The following is a 17,772-nucleotide window of genomic DNA, read 5'->3' on the forward strand; positions in this document are numbered from 1 at the left end:
CGGCACCATTCTCCCCATCCTGACGGTCGTCCCGGCGGATCAAACGCCCCGCGCGCATCGGACATCCCTGGCCGTTCCGGTCGGGCCCGCGCATGGGCGGCCGCCTCCCAACTCGAATTCGGAGTGACAGACATGAAGACCACCACGCTCGCCGCCGCCCTCGCCGTCGGCCTCCTCGCCACCGCGGCCTTCGCCCAGTCCCCCGGCATGCCGATGCAGGGCCATGGTGGTATGCACGGCGCCGGTCCCGGGGCCGGCCACGGCGCCATGGCGGGTGCCGCCGCCAAGCCCAAGGGCGATACCAGCCCGTCCAGCCTCGCCTTCGCGGCGGTCAACGCCAAGATGCACGAGGGGATGGACATCACCTTCTCGGGCAATGCCGATATCGACTTCGTCAAGGGCATGATCGCCCACCACCAGGGCGCGATCGACATGGCCAAGGTGCAGCTCGCCTTCGGCCGCGACGACAAGATCAAGAAGCTGTCCGAGGAGATCATCAAGGCCCAGGAGGGCGAGATCGCGATGATGAAGGACTGGCTCGCCAAGAACGCGCGCTGAAACCACACGCCGGCCGGCCGCTCCCGCGCCCGGGACGCGGCCGGCACGCCCCGGGCGGACGCCCGTTCGGCAGCTCGCAACCGCGCCGAAGAGGCTGCCGCTGCGGCGCATGGGTGCCGAGCCGCCGCCGCGGTGGAGCGCGGGTTGACAGGCCCGCGCCCCGGGGGCACCCAGGAGCGATGCACGATCCTGTCCTCGATGCCGGGCGCGCCGGTGCCCGGCTGACGATCGACCTCGCCGCCCTCGAGGCGAACTGGCGCGACTTGGCCGCCCGCGCGGCACCGGCCGAATGCGCCGCGGCCGTGAAGGCGGACGCCTACGGCCTCGGGCTCGAACCGATCGTCCGCCGCCTGCACGATGCCGGCTGCCTGACCTTCTTCGTCGCCCTGCCCGAAGAGGCGCTGCGCCTGCGCGCCGTCGCTCCCGACGCGACCGTCTATCTCCTCAACGGCCTGCTGCCCGGCTGGGTCGACACGGTCGCCGCCGCCGGCATCCGCCCTGTGCTCGGTTCGCCGGAGGAATGGGACAACTGGGCCGCGGCGGGTGCGCGCGCCGGCCGGCCCCTGCCCGCCGCGCTGCATATCGATACCGGCATGAACCGGCTCGGCCTCACACTCGCCGAAGCCGAGAGCCTGGCGGCCGATCCCGGCCGGCGCGGCGCCGTCGACCTGCGGCTGGTCATGAGCCATCTGGCCACCGCGGACGAGCCGGGCCATGCCCTGACCGGCCGGCAACTCGCCCGCTTCCGGGCCGCGACGGCGCTTTATCCCGGCGTGCCGGCCTCGCTCGCCAATTCGGCCGGCATCTTCGCCGGGGCGGATTTCCATTTCGGGCTGGTCCGCCCGGGCGTCGCCCTCTATGGCGGCGCGGTGCAGGCGGGACGCCCGTCGCCTATGATGCCGGTGGTGCGCCTGGAGGCGCCGATCCTGCGCGTCCGGCCGGTGCCGGCCGGCGAGGCGATCGGCTACGGGGCGGCCCGGACGTTGGCGCGCGACAGCCGCATCGCCATCCTGTCGGTCGGCTACGCCGACGGCTATCACCGCCTCGCCTCGTCGACCGACGCTCACCCCGGCGGCCATGTCGCCATCGACGGCCGCCCGGCTCCGATCGTCGGCCGCATCTCGATGGACCTGATGGCGGTCGACGTGACCGATCACCGGCACGCCCATCGCGGCACGCGGGTCGAACTGATCGGGCCGCATGTGCCGCTCGCGTCGGTCGCCGCCGCCATGGGCACGATCGACTACGAGGTGCTGACCAGCCTCGGCCGGCGCGCCCGGCGGGTCTATCTCGACGAGGCCTGACGGAGCACGCCTTGTCGCCCTGCCCCGCAGCCGTCAGGGCAGCGAAGCCATCGCCTGCTTGACCCTGCCGCAATAGGCGAGATGCAGCTGGGTCTGCTTCTCGACATAGTGGCCGCCTTGGAACTTCATCGTCGTGCGGCAGATGTCGCCGTCCGCGCGCCGGTAGGCGCCGGCGAGATATTTCATGCCCCAGCGGATGTTGGTCTCCGGCTCGGCCAGCGCCTTCGCGCTGCCCTTGTAGCCGAGCGCCGTGGCGATGCGGTAGCTGACCTGCGTCACGCCGACCCGCCCGTCCGGCCCGCGCTTGCCGGCATCGAGCCCGCTTTCGGTCTCGAACACCGCCAGCGCCAGCTTCGGCGGCACCTTGAGCGCCTCCGCCTCGCGCTGGATCAGGGAACGGACACGACCGTCGTCCGGCTCGCCGGTGGCCGCCCGGCTGGGCTTCGGTGTCGGCGTGGCGTGCTCGAGGGCACGGGCGGCGGGATCGGGCGGCGACGGATCGACGCCGGCCCTATCGACCGCCGCGAGGGCGAACGGAACGGGCTCGGCCTCGGGAACGGGCGGCTCGCGCGCGACGCCCGCCGGCAGGTCCGGCGCCGGCTTGCCGAGCGCGATCGGACCGGGCGGCAGCAGCATCCGCGCGGCCGACGGCGGCGGCGCGGCGACGGCGTCGAAGCCGGCGGCCACGCGTGCGGCGATCTGGGCGCCGGCCGGCGGCGGCGACACGGCTCCGGGCGCGGCCGCGCCGGTCGGGCCCGGCCTGAAGGCCGGATCGTCGAAGTCCAGCTTGCCTTGGGCTTTCGGGAGCGTCGCGGACACGACCACGGAGGTCGCGGCCGGCTCGATCGGGTCGAAGGTTTCGACCAGGATGACCGAGGCCGGCACGGCCGCCGCAACCGCGGCACCGGCAGCCAGCCCAAGTTTGATCGGCGTGAGCATGTCGAGGTCCCCTCGTTTTGGGTCGGGCAGCGGGACCCCAGCGAACGGACCCGATCGGATCCGGTCGTCCCGCGCGGACCGGGCGCCCCGGCCCATGCGCGGACGCGCGGGACGAGGTGGCCGGCCTGAACGGCGCAGGTCCCTCGGAACCGCTGCACCGACCGTGCGATCCGGCCAGAAGAGGCTGCGAATCGTGCGGCAAGGCGGACCGAATGAGGAATCATTGCGGGCGGGCGGAGACGAATCCGGCGGAATCGCGGCTTTAGCGCCGCCGTGGGCGAATGTTCCGGCTCTGTGCCGCGAACGCATCGGCCGATCGCCGCAAACGATTTCGCGGGCGATACGGAGAGGCGCGGAATCCATCGGCAGGAAAGGGCGTCCGGGGCTGGCCTATGCGGCCACGAGAGGTCCGGCCGAAAGGGTCCGCCGGTCGCGGATCATCACGGGCCGCCTGGGCCTTCAGACGCCGAACCGGGACGGCAGAAACCTAACGCAGCGGGGCGCCGTCCTCCCGGGCGGCGATCGTCCCGGGATAGTCGGTCCGGGACCCGGCCCGGCGCCCGATCGGCGCAGGCTCGCCGTTCGGGACCGCGGCGGTCCGAACGGTCGCGACCGGCGCCGGCTACCGGGGCGACCACACCGGCACCAGCAATGCCGATGTGGTCAAAAGGTTAGTGGTTCGTATTCACGAGACACATAGCGACCATCTGTCTCGATCGGCCTTCTAGCGATAGGCCGTCTTGGTGTCGTAGAGCGGCGCGCCGAGCTTGACGTAGTTGACGCCGTCCATGCCGGTCACGGCACGCAGCTGATCGCAGTAGCGGCGGGCGCCGGCATTGATGGTCTTGGTCATGAAGCCGCCCTTGTACTTGGCGACGGCCAGGCACAATTCGCCCTTGGCGTATTGCAGATCCTTGGCCAGCTCCTTCATGCCCCATTTGACGTTGACCTCGGGCTTGAGCAGGTCCTGGTTGGAGCCGCGATAGCCGAGATAGCGCGCCGTCGAGGGCATCACCTGCATCAGGCCGACCACCGAATGGGTGCCGCGCAGGTTGGGATCGTATTTGCTTTCGACCCAGATCACGCCGAGCGGGACCCAGACCGGCACGCCGTTGGCGGCGGCCTCGCGCTTGATGATGTCGAGATAGGGCGCAGCCCCCTTGGGCATCTTGCGCGGCATGCCCTCGGCCAGGATCGGCGCGGCCTCGGCGGGCGCATTGGGACGGGCGGCGGCGGCCGGGGCCGGCATGGCCAGCGAGGCGACCTGGACCTCCCCGGCCGTATCGGTCGGCTTCCGCCGCGGGGTGCGGAAGGAGAGCGTCGGGGCGGTCGCCACCGGCAGCACGGTGAAGCGCGCGCTGGCGCCGTCGAAGACCTGGAACACCTCGTCGAACCGGGCGGCACCCGCGGCACGCCCGGTCGTCTCGACCGCCGCGTCGCCATCGAGATCGAATGCCGCGAAGGCCGCGACCGTCGCACCGGCCGACGCCGCCGCGAAGCGCCCGGGCGGCGGCACGGCCGCGTCCGGGACGGCCGCCGGCTCGTCGCCGGTCCGGATGGCCCAGCCTTCGCCGTCGACCTTGACGCTCTGCACCGTGATGCCAACCCGCGACGCCCGCACGGGGCCGCCGAGATCGGCGAGCGCCGCCGCCGCGACGGCGCCGCCGGCAATCGCCAGACTGCCCGTCGCAACGAGAGCGAAACCGGCACGGGGAACGGGGAGAAAAGACATGGCTCGTGCCCTCACGCTGCGTCCGCCAACCGGCAGGCACGCAGGAGCCGGTGGAGGGTCGTTACGGTGGACTGGTCGGCAACGCCGTCGACCAGGGCGGGGCGCCAGTGGCGCTGGAAGGCGGCAACCACGTCGGCGGTGCGCTCGTCGAACACGCCGTCGATCTCGATGCCGTAGCCGTAAAGGCCGAACAGGGCCTGCATGGCAGCGACAGGTTCGCCCCGGTCGCCACGGGTCATGAACCGGCCGCCGCCGACCGGTTCGGGATCGAGCCACAGCCCGACGCCGGACTGAGCCAGCTGCGCCCAGGGAAACCTCTCGCCCGGATCGCGCTTGCGCCCCGGCGCCACGTCGGAATGGGCGAGAACGCGCTCGGCCACGATACCGTTGCGGGCGACGATGTCGGCCGCCAGCCGGGTCACCGCGTCGATCTGCACGGCGGGGAAATCGCAATAGCCCGGATGCACCGGCGCCGGCTCGGCCGGATCGGCGTCGGGCGCCTTTGCGAGATCCCAGGGATGGCCCGGATGGGCGATCTCGATGCCGACCGAACGGGAATTGATGTCGCTGTCACCCATCCAGGACGAGACGCCGGCATGCCAGGCGCGCCGGCTCTCGGCGACCATCTGGGTGATGCGGCCGTCCTCGGCGACGACGTAGTGACAGGAAACCTGGCTCTCCGGCGCGGCCAGCCAGCGGATCGCGCGTTCGGCCATATCCAGGCCGCGGCCGGCCGGCATGCCGGTGTAGTGGAGAATCAGGGTGTCGACGCGTGCATGCCCCCTGCGCTCGCCGTGGTTCGGCGAGGGGCGGAGATCCTGGACGAGGCCCGTGTCGGGTTGCTCGATCGATGGTGCGATCTCGACGGTCATCCACACCTTAATAACCGATGAACGACGAAATTCACATCCCCCGTTCGGCCCGTATGGTTTCGTAGGCCTTATTGAGCTCGGCGACCCGGTCGGTGAGCAGTTGCAGGGCTTCCTCCGGCACGCCCTTGGCGAAGTGCAGGTCGGGATGGCTCTCGGTCACGAGCTGCCGCCAGCGCCGCTTGACCGCCTCGTCGGTCGCCTCGCGGGCGAGCCCGAGCACCCGGTAGGGGTCGGGTCCGCCGAGCCGGACATGGCGGGCGGCGGCGCGCTCGAAGGCGTTCCGGTCGAGACCGAAAATCTCCGCCACCCGTTCGAGATAGGCGATTTCGAGATGGTGGACGAAGAGGTCCGCGGTGGCGATGTGGAAGAGCCCGTCGAGCACGTCGGCGAGGAACATGCCGTCGCCCTCGGCGAGGTCGGCCATGCGCGCCGCATAGGCCTCGAAGCCGGCCACGTCGGCCTTGGCGAGGTCGAACAGGCGCTGCACGTTGGCCTCCTCGCCGGGCGGGATCTCGACCACGCGACGGAACGCCGCGACCTCGTCGTGGGATACGATGCCGTCCGCCTTCGCCATCTTGGCCGACAGCGCGATCAGCGCGACCGTGAAGGCGACCGGCTTCGAATCGGCCCCGAGCCGGCGAATCGCCGCGACCAGGCGATCGATCAGCGGCACGATCCCTGTCGCCTGGCCGAGCGCGGCGACCACATCGCTGACGGCAGTCCAGATCGCCACGGCGCCCCCTCCCCTCGCCGGTCTCGCGCCGCGCGAACCCGGCCCGTGCTCAGAGCACCACGATACCGTGATGCTTGGCCTTTTCCTCCGGCTCGATGTGAATGGTCACGATCGAATCCGGTACGTCGGCCTCGATCGCATCCTCGATCCGGTCGCAGATGTCGTGGGCGTCGGAGACCGTCATGCCGCCGGGCACGACGAGATGAAAGTCCACGAAGGTGACGCGCCCGGCATGGCGGGTCCTGAGGTCGTGGGCCTCGATGGCGCCCTCCCCGTGGGTCGACACCGCCTTGCGGATCTTCTCCTGGATGTCCGGCGCCGCAGCCGCATCCATCAGCCCGCCGACCGATTCGGTGACCAGGCTCCAGCCCGACCAGAGGATGTTGATCGCCACCAGGCCGGCCAGCAGCGGGTCGAGCACATGCCAGCCGGTCACGACCGCCAGGCCGACGCCGGCCAACACGCCGACCGAGGAGACCACGTCGGTCAGGAGATGGCGACCGTCGGCGATCAGCGCCGGCGACCGGTTGCGACGCCCGTAGCCGATCAGCAACCAGCACCACAGGCCGTTGATCGCGCTCGCCGCGATGTTGACGGCGAGGCCGCGCCAGTCGGCATTGATCGGCTTCGGGTCGACATAGCCGCCCCAGGCCTCGCGCGCGATCGACAGCGCCGCGACCAGGATCAGCGCGCCTTCCAGCACGGCGGCGAAATATTCGACCTTGTGGTGGCCGTAGGGATGGTTGCGGTCGGCCGGCTTGGCCGACAGGCTCACGGCGATGAAGGCCGCAACGGCGGCGACCACGTTGATCACGCTTTCCAGCGCATCCGAATAGAGCGCGATCGATCCGGTCCAGAGATAGGCCAGATACTTGAGGCCGAGCACCACGACGCCGACCACGATGCTGCCGAACGCAATCCTGCCGGTCATGGTCATGACGCCTCCTCGCATGCGACGGGTCTGGTCCGGGGCGGCCCGTGCCTCCCCATCCTGCGCCCCTAATGACGGAAGGGCATGACACGGCCCTTCAGGACCGCATCATGCCCTCAGGGGCACCGGCGCCGACCCCTCGATCAAACCGCCTGAGGCGAGGGAATGGCGAAGAAAAAGAAAGAGTTCAACCTCTTTTTTTGCACCTGCGAACGAGTTGCACAGACAACGGTGGACAGCGGATCGATGGTCGATCCGCGTCTCCGTCGACTTCAAATCATTCGAATTCCATGATCACGGCGTCGACCGCGAGGCTATCGCCCGGTTTCGCCTTGACGGCCTTGACGGTCAGGTCGCGTTCGGCGCGCAGAACGTTCTGCATCTTCATGGCCTCGACCACCGCCAGCGTCTCGCCGGCTTTGACCTCCTGGCCCTCGACCACCTCGATGGTCACCACAAGGCCCGGCATCGGACAGAGCAGGAAGCGCGACGTATCCGGCGGCGCCTTCTCGGGCATCAGCGCCTCGAGCTTGGCGATGCGCGGCGTCATCACCTTGGCGACGACCGAGATGCCGCGATAGCGCAGTTCCGCCCCGTTCGGCACCGGGCGCACCTGCACGGTCAGGCTCTCCTCGCCGACGATCCCGGTCCACAGAAGATCGCCCGGCTGCCAGCGCGAGACGACGTTGACCGGCGCCGCGCCCTCGCCGACCGAGAGATCGAGTTCCAGCGGGATGGCGGCGAAGCCCTCGTGAATGGTGACCGGGATATAGTCCTTGTCGAGCCGGACCACCCAGTCCTTGCGCAGGTCGCCGGAGGCCGGGCGCAGCCGGCCGGGCAGCGCCTCCAGCCGGTCCTGCCGGATCACCTCCATGGCGACGGCCGCCGCCGCCAGGAGCGGCTTGGCCGCCGCGTCGACCGCGCGCACGCCGAAGCCGTCGGGATATTCCTCGCGGATGAAGCCGGTCGACAGCCGGCCCTCGCGCCAGCGCGGATGGTGGTGCAGCGAGGTCAGGAACGGGATGTTGTGCTGGATGCCGTCGATCACGAAGGCGTCGAGCGCGTCGGACTGCGCCTCGATGGCGTCCAGGCGGGTCGGCCCGTGGGTGACCAGCTTGGCGATCATCGGGTCGTAGAACATCGAGATCTCGGAGCCCTCGACCACGCCGGTGTCGTTGCGCACCGTGATCTCGCCGTCGCTGCCCTCCTCCGGCGGCCGGTAGCGGACCAGCCGGCCGATCGAGGGCAGGAAGTTGCGGAACGGATCCTCGGCATAGATGCGGCTTTCCACCGCCCAGCCGGTCAGCGTCACGTCCTTCTGGCGGAACGACAGCTCCTCGCCGGCGGCGACGCGGATCATCTGCTCGACGAGGTCGATGCCGGTGACCAGTTCGGTGACCGGATGCTCGACCTGGAGGCGGGTGTTCATCTCCAGGAAGTAGAAGTTCCGGTTCTGGTCGGCGACGAATTCGACCGTGCCGGCGCTGTCATAGGCGACCGCCTTGGCCAGCGCGACCGACTGCTCGCCCATCGCGGCCCGCGTGGCGGCGTCGATCAGCGGCGACGGCGCCTCCTCGATGACCTTCTGGTTGCGGCGCTGGATCGAGCATTCGCGCTCGCCCAGATAGACGACGTTCCCGTGCTTGTCGCCGAGGATCTGGATCTCGATATGGCGCGGGTCGACGATGAACTTCTCGACGAAGACGCGATCGTCGCCGAAGCTCGCCGCCGCCTCGTTCTTGGACAGCGTATAGCCCTCGCGGCATTCCGCATCGTTCCAGGCGATGCGCATGCCCTTGCCGCCGCCGCCGGCCGAGGCCTTGATCATCACCGGATAGCCGATCTCGCGGGCGATCTCGACGGCATGGTCGGCGCTCTCGATGGTGCCGAGGAAGCCCGGCACGGTCGAGACCTTGGCGGCATTGGCGAATTTCTTGGATTCGATCTTGTCGCCCATCGCCTCGATGGCGCGCGGGTTGGGACCGATGAAGACGATGCCCTTCTCGGCCAGCGCGACCGGGAAGGCCGCCCGCTCGGACAGGAAGCCGTAGCCGGGATGGACCGCCTCGGCGCCGGTCTGCAGGCAGGCTTCGACGATCTTGTCGATCAGAAGATAGGACTGGGCGGCCGCCGGCGGGCCGATATGGACGCGCTCGTCGGCCATCTCGACATGGACGGCATCCCGGTCGGCGTCGGAATAGACCGCCACCGTCCGGATCCCCATCTTGCGCGCGGTCTTGATGACCCGGCAGGCGATCTCGCCACGGTTGGCGATCAGGATCTTCTTGAACATCGTGGCGAATGCCCCCGCGTGACATGTCGAAGTCGGCTGGTTCTAGGCGGTTCCCATGGGCGCCGCAACATGGCCGAAGGATTGAGCGGCGCGGCGCACGGGCGCATCGGCGGGATCGGATGCGCCCGTCGGCGTCGGGACGGCACCGAGCGGCGGCAAACGCGGAATCCGGCCCCCGAATCCGCCCCTTGATTGCCCCGATCAATCCTGGCCGGCGGTGCCGCGATCAATCCTGGCCGGCAGTGCCCGCAGGGGTCGGCGGTGCGGGGGCTCGGGCGACGAACTCGCGGGTCGACCAGGCGACCCAGCGGTTCGGGTGCTCGCGGCTCTGGCTGGAATGGAAGCGGTGGCCGGTCTTTTCGGGCGGCAGGACCTGGTCGGTCATGTTGTCGAGGATCATGGGGCCCTGGTCGGTGTCGACGGTCAGCACCGCATGCCATTCGCCATTATAGGCGAGCACGACCGTCATCAGGAGCGCGGCGCGCGGCCAGCCGAGCGCCATCAGGCGGCGGCGCTTCTCCAAGGCGAAATCCTCGCAGTCGCCGGTGCCGTCGATCGGCAGGCTCCAATATTCCTCGCGGCCGAGGAAGGCCTGGTCGGTGACGTAGCGGATCGTATGATTGACGTCCTGATTGACGTCGACCAGCTGCTGCATCGTCTCGGCGCTGAGCCGGACCCGATCGAGGGCGCGATTGTGATGGCTGCACAGGGCGGGGCTGCGCTTGCACAGATCCGCCCAGCCGGCCGGCGCATCGACCGGACGCAGTCCGGCCCCCTGCCCGCCGTCCAGCGCATTCGCCTGAGAAACGGTCAGGCCGACGCCCAAGCCGACAAGAAGCGCGCAGCGGAGGACCCATCCGGCCGGGACCGGCCCGATCGGTCCGGCTCGCATGGCGATCGCGCCGCGCCCGAAGGCCGCGCCCGGCACGGTGCGGGCGACATGGGAGGCCGCCCCCGTCCGTCCGACCGGCAGGCGCAGGGCGCGCAACAAGGCACCCGCGCGGCGCTTTGCTGCATCCGCAACGTCCACGGCAAACCCCGTCGAATGATCTTGGCAGACTTCTTGAGCAGAGCGTTCAGCGATCGTCTGAATCGCAAAGGCTCTTTTGTTCCCATCACTATGCAAAAAATTTTTGCCGTGTCACACGGATTTCGGCCCGTGCTGGGGACCCGCCGGAAGGCGATGAATTGTCCGTGGCATTCGAGACACAGCGGGCTGTGGCATTCTAGTGATCGATTCGACTGGGCGGTCCGTGCCGGTAACTTGGCCGTGACCATGGCGATGCCTGCAATTCACCGCAACTTTTACCGGTGCCGCCCAGACGCCCCCAGGCGCTGCCTGCCGCCCCCGGCCGCCGCCGCCGAATTTGCCGTCCCCCGGGGAATCGATCGCGCCGACGGCGCCCGCGACAACCGGTCCGACGGACGTCACGAGGGCCGCGCGGCTTGCGCCGGCGGCCCTCGTCACACCTCAAACGGACCTTCGGTCAGATGGCGCGCTTGCGCTGCTGCACCATCATGAAGGTGTCGTAGGTATACTCGGAGATCTGGAACCACAGATACTGATCGCCGCGGAAGGCGGTGATCGAGTCGTAGATCTTCTTGAAGGCCGGGTTCTTGGCATTCACCTCGGCATAGATCTCGTTGGAGGCCTTGAAGCAGGCTTCCATCACCTCACTCGGGAACGGCTTCAGCTGTGCGCCGCCGGCGGCCAGGCGCTTGATCGCGGCCGGATTGACCGCGTCATACTTGGCCTGCATGTGGACGTTGGCCATCGCGGCCGCCGATTGCACCGCCGCCTGGTAGGGCTTCGGAAGTTCGGCATAGGCGTCCTTGTTGATGAAGAATTCGAGCATGGCGCCGCCTTCCCACCAGCCCGGATAGTAGTAGTAGGGCGCCACCTTGACGAAGCCGAGCTTCTCGTCGTCATAGGGGCCGACCCATTCGGCCGCGTCGATCGTGCCCTTCTCCAGCGCCGGATAGATGTCGCCGCCGGCCAGCTGCTGCGGCACGCCGCCGAGCTTGGCGAGCACCTGCCCGGCGAAGCCGGCGATGCGCATCTTGAGACCCTTCAGGTCGTCGACGGTCTTGATCTCCTTGCGGAACCAGCCGCCCATCTGCGAACCGGTATTGCCGCCCGGAAGGCCGATGAAGTTGTATTTGGCATAGAACTCGTTCATGAGATCGATGCCGCCGCCGTAATAGCGCCAGGCGTTCTGCATGCGCGAGTTCAGCAGGAACGGCGCCGCGGTGCCGAGCGCGAAGGTCGGATCCTTGCCGACATAGTAGTAGGCGGCGCTATGCGCCATCTCGACGGTGCGGTTGGTGACCGCATCGGCGGCCTGCAGGCCGGGCACCAGCTCGCCGGCGGCGAAGACCTGGATCTGGAAATTGTTGTCGGTGGCTTCCGCGATGTTCTTGGCGAACAGTTCGGCGGCGCCGAAGATGGTGTCGAGCGACTTCGGGAAGCTCGAGGTCAGACGCCACTTGATCGGCGGGGTGGACTGGGCGATGGCCGGCATGGCCAGGCCGGTCGAGGCGACGGCGCCGACGGCGGCCGTCTTCAAGAACTGACGACGGGACATTGTTGCTCCTCCACGAGGCCGGCGCTGCATGGACGCCGACCGATAGTCCGAAGCCGTTGGAACTCCGGGGTTTCCGGGTATAGCGAAGCCGCGGCAACCCGGCTGGCCGGCCGGCGCATGGCAGCCTCCCGATCGGGCCGAGATCTCGTTGCGGCACCTCGCCGGCGACCCGCTATCCGGCCTGCCGGGCCGCGCGCCAGAGCACCCATTGCTTGCGCCATTGCGGCAGGTCGACGACCGTCCGGAACGGGTCCCGGCCCGGCCTCTCCAGCGCCCTCAGGAAGGGCTCGACCAGGGCGACCGGCAGGAAGGCCGGCCGGATCGCCGGACCGACGCCGCCGATCAGAGCGCGGGTTCGCTGCAGATGATCGCGTGCCAGGACCGCCGTTTCGGCCAGCGCGGCGGTCAGGCCGGGCGTCGAGCGCCCGGACAGGATGTCGGCGCGCGCGATGCCGTGCCGACCCAGAAGGTCCTCCGGCAGGAAGACCTGGCCGCGCGCGGCGTGGAAAGGGAAGGCGCGCAGCAGACCGGTCAGTGCATAGGCGACCCCGGCATGGCCGGCGACCTCGGCCGTACCGGGATCCGCACCGCCGGCCAGCACGATCGCGGAGAGCTGCAGCAGAGCGGACGACGTGTCCCCGGCATAGCCCTCCAGATCGTTCACGCTCGGCATCGGATCGTCATAGAGATCGAAGATGCGCGCGTCGATCAGCCGGACCAGCGCCGCCCGCGGCAGGGCGAAGCGCTCGACCGTGTCGAGGAGGGCGGCGGCGAGCGGGTTGGCGTTCGCCTCGCCATGGGCCGAGCCTTCGATCAGGTCGCGCCACCATTGCAGCCGCACCTCGCCGGGCAGCGGGTCGGAGACCACGTCGCGCACCCGCGCGATCTCGGCCGAGAAGGCATAGAGCGCATAGACTTGCGGCCGTGCCTGCGCGGGCACGAACAGGCCGGCGAGCCAGCGGTCCTTGTCGAGCGCACGCACGCGCTCCGCAGCCAGGGCGTAGGCATCGGTGAGGGACGGCGAGATCATGGATGGGGAGATAGGGGCCGATGGCGCCGCGGCGACCGGCTCGATCATAGTTCAACCGCCAGAAAGGCCCCGGCGACCCGCCGATTCTCAGCCAGCAGCACGTTGTAGGTACTGACCGCAGCCCCGGTCGCCATGGAATCGGAGCTGATGCCGCGCTCCCGGAAGCGGGCCTTGAGGGCCGGCGGCAGCGGCACGAGACCGGTCCCGGTGCCGACCAGCAGGATGTCGATCGGCTGCGTCTCGTCGAAGATCAGCCGGAACGCGGCCGGCGTCAGGTCGGCCGGCCCGGCCGCCGCCCAGGCATGGATCCCCGACGGCAGGCACAGGATCGAGCCGCGATGGCTCATGCCGGCAAAGCGGAAGCCGCCGCTGCCATAGGCCTCGACGGCGGCCCGTCCGGGAAAGAAGCCTTGAACCGGTGCGCTCGCCATGGCGGCGGATCAGGGCCGGGCCTTGGCGGCGGCGGCCGCATCGGACTTGGCCACCCCCTCAGGGCTGCCGCCGGTACGCAGCTTGAGGAAGATCAGCATCGGCGCGGAGACCACGATCGACGAATAGGTGCCGATCACAATGCCGACCAGCATGGTGAAGTTGAAGCCACGCAGGGCCTCGCCGCCGAACACGAACAGGGCCAGGACGGCCATGAAGGTGGTCAGCGCCGTGCAGATGGTCCGCGACAGGGTCTGGTTGATCGACAGGTCGATCAGATCCGGCAGCGGCATCTTCTTGTATTTCCGCAGACTTTCGCGGATGCGGTCGTACACCACGACGGTGTCGTTGAGCGAATAGCCGACGATCGTCAGAACCGCGGCCAGGGACTGCAGGTCGAACTGCAGCTGGAAGATGATGATCACCCCCATGGTGAGGACGATGTCATGGGCGGTGGTCAGCACGGCACCGATGGCGAACTGCCATTCGAAGCGGAACCAGAGATAGATCAGCACGAGACCGAGCGAGACGGCGACCGCGATGGCGCCGTCGCGGCGCAGGTCGGCCGAGACGCTCGGGCCGACCACCTCGGTGCGGCGGATCTCGTAGGCGTCGCCGAGCTTGTCTTTGACCTTGTTCAGCGCCACCTGCTGGGCCGCGTCGCCGCCGGGCTGTTCCGGCAGGCGGATCATCACGTCGTCGCCCTGGCCGAAGCCTTGCACCTGGGCCTCGCCGAGCTCCAGCCCGCCGATCATCTTGCGCAGTTCGGACAGATCGGCCGGCCCGCCCTTGTGGCGCACCTCGATCAGATTGCCGCCCGTGAAGTCGATGCCGTAGTTGATGCCCAAGGCGCCCCAGGCCATTACGGTCAGGACGAGCAGGCAGACCGAGATCGGAAAGGTGACGGTCCGCCACCTCATGAAGGGGATCTTGGTATCGTCCGGTATGAGCCGCAGCATGGGTCAATCCATCCGGGGCGGGCGACGTTCGAAGGAGCGCCGCGCCTGGGTGATAAGAATCGGGATCAGAGCGGAACGCGCGCGGGGCGGTAGTGCCGCACCCACAGCGCCACCATCAGCCGGGTGACGGTCACGGCGGTGAAGAAGCTGGTGATGTTGCCGATCGCCAGCGTCACCGCGAAGCCGCGGATCGGGCCGGTGCCGAGGAAGAACAGCACCGCGGCGGCGATCAGCGTCGTCAGGTTGGAGTCGGTGATCGTTCCGATGGCCCGCGTGAAGCCGGTATCGATGGCCGAAATCGCGGACCGGCCGAGCCGCTGCTCCTCGCGCACGCGCTCGTAGATCAGCACGTTGGCATCGACCGCCATGCCGATCGACAGCGCGATGCCGGCGATGCCCGGCAGCGACAGCGTCGCCCCGAGACTGGACAGGATCGCGAAGGTGAAGAAGACGTTGATGATCATCGCGACATTCGCGAAGATTCCGAGCAGCCCGTAGCTCGCCATCATGAACACGATCACGGCGACGCCGCCGATCACGGTCGCGAGCTTGCCGGCCGCGATCGAATCCGCGCCGAGGCCCGGACCGACGGTGCGCTCCTCGACGATGGTCAGCGTCGCCGGCAGTGCGCCGGCGCGCAGCAGGAGCGCGAGGTCGTTGGCCGACTGGACGGTGAAATTGCCCGAGATCTGGCCGGAGCCGCCGAGGATCGGCTCGCGGATGACCGGATCGCTGATCACCGTGCGGTCGAGCACGATCGCGAAGGGCCGGCCGACATTCTGCTGCGAGATGGTGGCGAATTTCTGCGCGCCTGACGTGTTGAAGCGGAATGACACCACCGCCTCACTCGACTGCTGGCTGAAGGTCGCCTGCGCATCGACCAGTTCCTCGCCGGTCAGCATCGCGCGGCGCTGGATCAGCACCGGGACCGGGGTCGGGTCGTTGGTGTAGAGGACTTCGGTGTCGGACGACTTGGCGCCTTCGAGCACGCTCGGCCCGCGGTCCTCGACCATGTGGAAGGTCAGCCGCGCGGTCTGCTGCAGGATCGCCTTCAGCCGGTCGGTATCCTGCAGGCCGGGCACCTGGACCAGGATGCGGTTCGCGCCCTGGCGCGCGATCGACGGTTCGGTCGTGCCGAGTTGGTCGACGCGGCGGCGGATGACCTCGATCGACTGCTCGACGGCGCGCCGGACGCGGTGGTCGAGACCGGCCTGGGTCAGCGTCAGGCGGTAGAGCCCGGGCTCCGGGGTCTCGACCGTCAGGTCGTTGACCGGCTTGCCGCCGAAGGTGGTGTCGGCCAGATTCTGGATCAGGCCGTTGAGCTTGGCGGTGGCCTTCTCGATCTGGTTCTGGTCGGTGATGCGCACCTGCACGCTGGTCTGCTGGCTGCCGAGACCGGTATAGCCGATCCGGTCCTCGCGCAGCACGCGGCGCACGTCGTCGCGCAGGATCTCGACCCGGTCCTTGACCAGCGCCGGCGTATCGACCTCGAGCACCACATGGGCGCCACCCTGCAGGTCGAGACCGAGCGTCATCTGGCGCGCCGGCACCCAGGAGGGCAACGCGGCCAGCTGCTCGCGCGTGAAGAAGTTCGGCAGCGTGAAGAGGATGCCGGCGAGGCAGACCGCCACGATGGCGATGATTTTCCAGCGCGAGAAATACAGCATGTCTCACCGTTCATTGCCGCCCGGCTCGGCCGGGCTGGACATCGGCCGGCCGCGCTCGGCCGGCCGGGGTTGCCCCGATGGCGTCACGCCTCCTTGGCGGGCTCGCCCTTGGTGCGGACCTCGGCGATCGCGCTGCGGACGACACGCACCTTGGTGCTCTCGCCGAGATCGACTTCGAGTTCGGTTTCGCTCACCACCTTGGAGACCTTGCCGATCAGACCACCGGTGGTCACGATCGTATCGCCACGGCGGACGCCGGCGAGCATCTCCTGATGACGCTTGGCCTGCTGGCGCTGCGGGCGGATGATCATGAAATACATGATCGGCAGGATGAAGAGGAACGGGGCCAACGTCATGAACAGATCGTTGGCTCCGGCTCCGGGCGCCGCCGCTTGAGCGAAGGCAGGCGTGACGAACATCGAAGACTCCTCGGAGGGCGGACGGGATAGCGCGCCTGATATGGTCCGGGCCGGGCGGTCCGGCAAGCGCACGGAAGCTTGTTTTCGGGACGGAGGCCCCGTCCCGAAGCGCGGCGGACTATAGCGACAGCGCGGATCTTTGCAAACGCCGCGTGCCGGCCCTGCACGAATCCGCTTCCCGGGCGGGGCGCTGCGGCCTTCGCAGGGCTCGGGCGCGCCCAGCGACCACACCAGGCGGCGACCAGCTGCGCAGCGATCAGTCGCGCGGCCACCAATCGCGCAGCGACCATGCGGGCGGTCGGCTTTCGCCCCGTGCGCCGGCCGTGCTATGGCGGCGGCCCGGTTTCGACCGCGATGCTCCAAGAAAACGCCCGGGAGGCGCGCCCTTGTCCGATCCATCCGCCGACTTCGCCGCCCTCGTCGCCCGGCTCGACACGCTGATCGGGTTGATCGCCCGCGCGGTGCCGGACGCCCCGAAGCCGGTCGACCTCGCCGCCGCCGACGCCTTCGTCTGGCATCCGGTCGGCGACCGGCTGCAGCCGGTGCCCAAGGTCAACCGGGTCGAGATGACGCTCCTGCAGGGCATCGACCGGGCACGCGACACGCTGCTCGCCAATACCGAGCGCTTCGCGCGCGGCCTGCCGGCCAACAACGCGCTGCTCTGGGGCGCGCGCGGCATGGGCAAGTCGTCGCTGGTCAAGGCGGCGCATGCCACCGTCAATCAGACGCTGCGCCAGGAGGGCGCGCTGCCGCTGAAACTCGTCGAGATCCATCGCGAGGACATCGAATCCCTGCCCGTTCTGATGGGGCTGGTCCGAGACGATCCGCACCGCTTCATCGTCTTCTGCGACGACCTCTCCTTCGATAGCGACGACACCTCCTACAAGTCGCTGAAGGCGGTGCTCGAAGGCGGCATCGAGGGACGGCCGGCCAACGTGATCTTCTATGCGACCTCCAACCGGCGCCATCTGCTGCCGCGCGACATGATGGAGAACGAGCGCTCGACGGCCATCAATCCGCACGAGGCGGTCGAGGAGAAGGTGTCGCTGTCCGACCGCTTCGGCCTCTGGCTCGGCTTCCACAAATGCAGTCAGGACGAATATCTGGCCATGGTGCGCGGCTATGCGGCCCATCTCGGACTGACGCTCGACGACGACCGCCTGGTGCGCGATTGCCTCGAATGGTCGACCACCCGCGGCTCCCGCTCCGGCCGCACCGCCTGGCAGTACATCCAGGACCTCGCCGGCCGCCAGGGCGTCCGCATCGACGGGTGAGGCGGGTACGAAGGGCTGGTTCCGGAGGAGCCGGCTTCAGGGCGTGC

The 17,772-nt window shown here is 69.1% G+C and carries 16 protein-coding genes; 3 read left to right on the forward strand and 13 right to left on the reverse strand.

From position 1 onward, the window contains the following. Positions 1–132 precede the first annotated feature (132 nt). Entirely contained in the window at positions 133–558 is a 426-nt protein-coding gene (gene copM, locus KL771_RS11780) for a CopM family metallochaperone (protein WP_261968750.1), read from the forward strand. A gap of 179 nt (positions 559–737) precedes the next feature. Beyond that, a complete protein-coding gene (gene alr, locus KL771_RS11785) occupies positions 738–1,862 on the forward strand; it encodes an alanine racemase (RefSeq protein ID WP_261968751.1) in 1,125 nt (374 codons plus the stop codon). Between the two features lie 33 nt (positions 1,863–1,895). Here the strand turns inward: alr and KL771_RS11790 are convergent, their stop codons facing one another. From KL771_RS11790 to yajC, 13 genes are all read right to left on the reverse strand, one after another. Next, a complete protein-coding gene (locus KL771_RS11790; protein ID WP_261968752.1) occupies positions 1,896–2,801 on the reverse strand; it encodes a transglycosylase SLT domain-containing protein in 906 nt (301 codons plus the stop codon). Positions 2,802–3,525: 724 nt separating this feature from the next. Beyond that, positions 3,526–4,533, reverse strand: coding sequence for a lytic transglycosylase domain-containing protein (locus KL771_RS11795; protein ID WP_261968753.1), 1,008 nt, complete (start codon positions 4,531–4,533; stop codon positions 3,526–3,528). Between the two features lie 11 nt (positions 4,534–4,544). Further along, positions 4,545–5,405 (reverse strand): peptidoglycan recognition protein family protein, encoded by an 861-nt coding sequence (locus KL771_RS11800; RefSeq protein ID WP_261968754.1) that lies wholly within the window; start codon positions 5,403–5,405, stop codon positions 4,545–4,547. Between the two features lie 31 nt (positions 5,406–5,436). After that, positions 5,437–6,138, reverse strand: coding sequence for a J domain-containing protein (locus tag KL771_RS11805; protein ID WP_261968755.1), 702 nt, complete (start codon positions 6,136–6,138; stop codon positions 5,437–5,439). A 49-nt stretch (positions 6,139–6,187) separates the two neighbouring features. Next, positions 6,188–7,075 carry a cation diffusion facilitator family transporter gene (locus KL771_RS11810; RefSeq protein ID WP_261968756.1) on the reverse strand — a complete coding sequence of 296 codons (888 nt, stop codon included), beginning with the start codon at positions 7,073–7,075 and terminating at the stop codon, positions 6,188–6,190. A 271-nt stretch (positions 7,076–7,346) separates the two neighbouring features. Further along, positions 7,347–9,362, reverse strand: a complete 2,016-nt coding sequence (locus KL771_RS11815) for an acetyl-CoA carboxylase biotin carboxylase subunit (protein ID WP_261968757.1) — start codon at positions 9,360–9,362, stop codon at positions 7,347–7,349. 226 nt (positions 9,363–9,588) lie between these two features. Further along, the gene (locus KL771_RS11820) at positions 9,589–10,392 is read right to left on the reverse strand and encodes a transglutaminase-like cysteine peptidase (protein ID WP_261968758.1); all 804 of its coding nucleotides are present in this window, start codon (positions 10,390–10,392) and stop codon (positions 9,589–9,591) included. Between the two features lie 457 nt (positions 10,393–10,849). Further along, positions 10,850–11,947, reverse strand: a complete 1,098-nt coding sequence (locus KL771_RS11825) for a TRAP transporter substrate-binding protein (RefSeq protein WP_261968759.1) — start codon at positions 11,945–11,947, stop codon at positions 10,850–10,852. A 172-nt stretch (positions 11,948–12,119) separates the two neighbouring features. Further along, entirely contained in the window at positions 12,120–12,977 is an 858-nt protein-coding gene (locus KL771_RS11830; RefSeq protein ID WP_261968760.1) for a phytoene/squalene synthase family protein, read from the reverse strand. 44 nt (positions 12,978–13,021) lie between these two features. Continuing rightward, a complete protein-coding gene (locus tag KL771_RS11835; RefSeq protein ID WP_261968761.1) occupies positions 13,022–13,408 on the reverse strand; it encodes an Mth938-like domain-containing protein in 387 nt (128 codons plus the stop codon). Between the two features lie 9 nt (positions 13,409–13,417). Next, a complete protein-coding gene (secF, locus tag KL771_RS11840; protein ID WP_261968762.1) occupies positions 13,418–14,365 on the reverse strand; it encodes a protein translocase subunit SecF in 948 nt (315 codons plus the stop codon). A 65-nt stretch (positions 14,366–14,430) separates the two neighbouring features. Then, complete coding sequence (gene secD, locus KL771_RS11845) at positions 14,431–16,032, reverse strand: protein translocase subunit SecD (RefSeq protein ID WP_261968763.1); 1,602 nt, start codon at positions 16,030–16,032, stop codon at positions 14,431–14,433. Positions 16,033–16,115: 83 nt separating this feature from the next. Continuing rightward, positions 16,116–16,451 carry a preprotein translocase subunit YajC gene (yajC, locus tag KL771_RS11850; RefSeq protein WP_054361011.1) on the reverse strand — a complete coding sequence of 112 codons (336 nt, stop codon included), beginning with the start codon at positions 16,449–16,451 and terminating at the stop codon, positions 16,116–16,118. A 386-nt stretch (positions 16,452–16,837) separates the two neighbouring features. On the opposite strand from yajC, the gene KL771_RS11855 reads away from it, so the two are divergent. Further along, on the forward strand, positions 16,838–17,725 hold the full coding sequence (locus KL771_RS11855; RefSeq protein ID WP_390866595.1) for an ATP-binding protein: 888 nt from the start codon (positions 16,838–16,840) through the stop codon (positions 17,723–17,725). Positions 17,726–17,772 lie beyond the last annotated feature (47 nt).

Source organism: Prosthecodimorpha staleyi, from assembly GCF_018729455.1.
Lineage (GTDB): Bacteria > Pseudomonadota > Alphaproteobacteria > Rhizobiales > Ancalomicrobiaceae > Prosthecodimorpha > Prosthecodimorpha staleyi.

What these genes read in the sequence shown, in the direction of transcription:
- KL771_RS11790 (WP_261968752.1), bottom strand. Translation starts at nt 2,801, where the DNA reads ATGCTCACGCCGATCAAACTTGGGCTGGCTGCCGGTGCCGCGGTTGCG.
- KL771_RS11795 (WP_261968753.1), bottom strand. Translation starts at nt 4,533, where the DNA reads ATGTCTTTTCTCCCCGTTCCCCGTGCCGGTTTCGCTCTCGTTGCGACG.
- KL771_RS11830 (WP_261968760.1), bottom strand. Translation starts at nt 12,977, where the DNA reads ATGATCTCGCCGTCCCTCACCGATGCCTACGCCCTGGCTGCGGAGCGC.
- KL771_RS11835 (WP_261968761.1), bottom strand. Translation starts at nt 13,408, where the DNA reads ATGGCGAGCGCACCGGTTCAAGGCTTCTTTCCCGGACGGGCCGCCGTC.
- KL771_RS11800 (WP_261968754.1), bottom strand. Translation starts at nt 5,405, where the DNA reads ATGACCGTCGAGATCGCACCATCGATCGAGCAACCCGACACGGGCCTC.
- alr (WP_261968751.1), top strand. Translation starts at nt 738, where the DNA reads ATGCACGATCCTGTCCTCGATGCCGGGCGCGCCGGTGCCCGGCTGACG.
- secD (WP_261968763.1), bottom strand. Translation starts at nt 16,032, where the DNA reads ATGCTGTATTTCTCGCGCTGGAAAATCATCGCCATCGTGGCGGTCTGC.
- copM (WP_261968750.1), top strand. Translation starts at nt 133, where the DNA reads ATGAAGACCACCACGCTCGCCGCCGCCCTCGCCGTCGGCCTCCTCGCC.
- yajC (WP_054361011.1), bottom strand. Translation starts at nt 16,451, where the DNA reads ATGTTCGTCACGCCTGCCTTCGCTCAAGCGGCGGCGCCCGGAGCCGGA.
- secF (WP_261968762.1), bottom strand. Translation starts at nt 14,365, where the DNA reads ATGCTGCGGCTCATACCGGACGATACCAAGATCCCCTTCATGAGGTGG.
- KL771_RS11825 (WP_261968759.1), bottom strand. Translation starts at nt 11,947, where the DNA reads ATGTCCCGTCGTCAGTTCTTGAAGACGGCCGCCGTCGGCGCCGTCGCC.
- KL771_RS11810 (WP_261968756.1), bottom strand. Translation starts at nt 7,075, where the DNA reads ATGACCATGACCGGCAGGATTGCGTTCGGCAGCATCGTGGTCGGCGTC.
- KL771_RS11815 (WP_261968757.1), bottom strand. Translation starts at nt 9,362, where the DNA reads ATGTTCAAGAAGATCCTGATCGCCAACCGTGGCGAGATCGCCTGCCGG.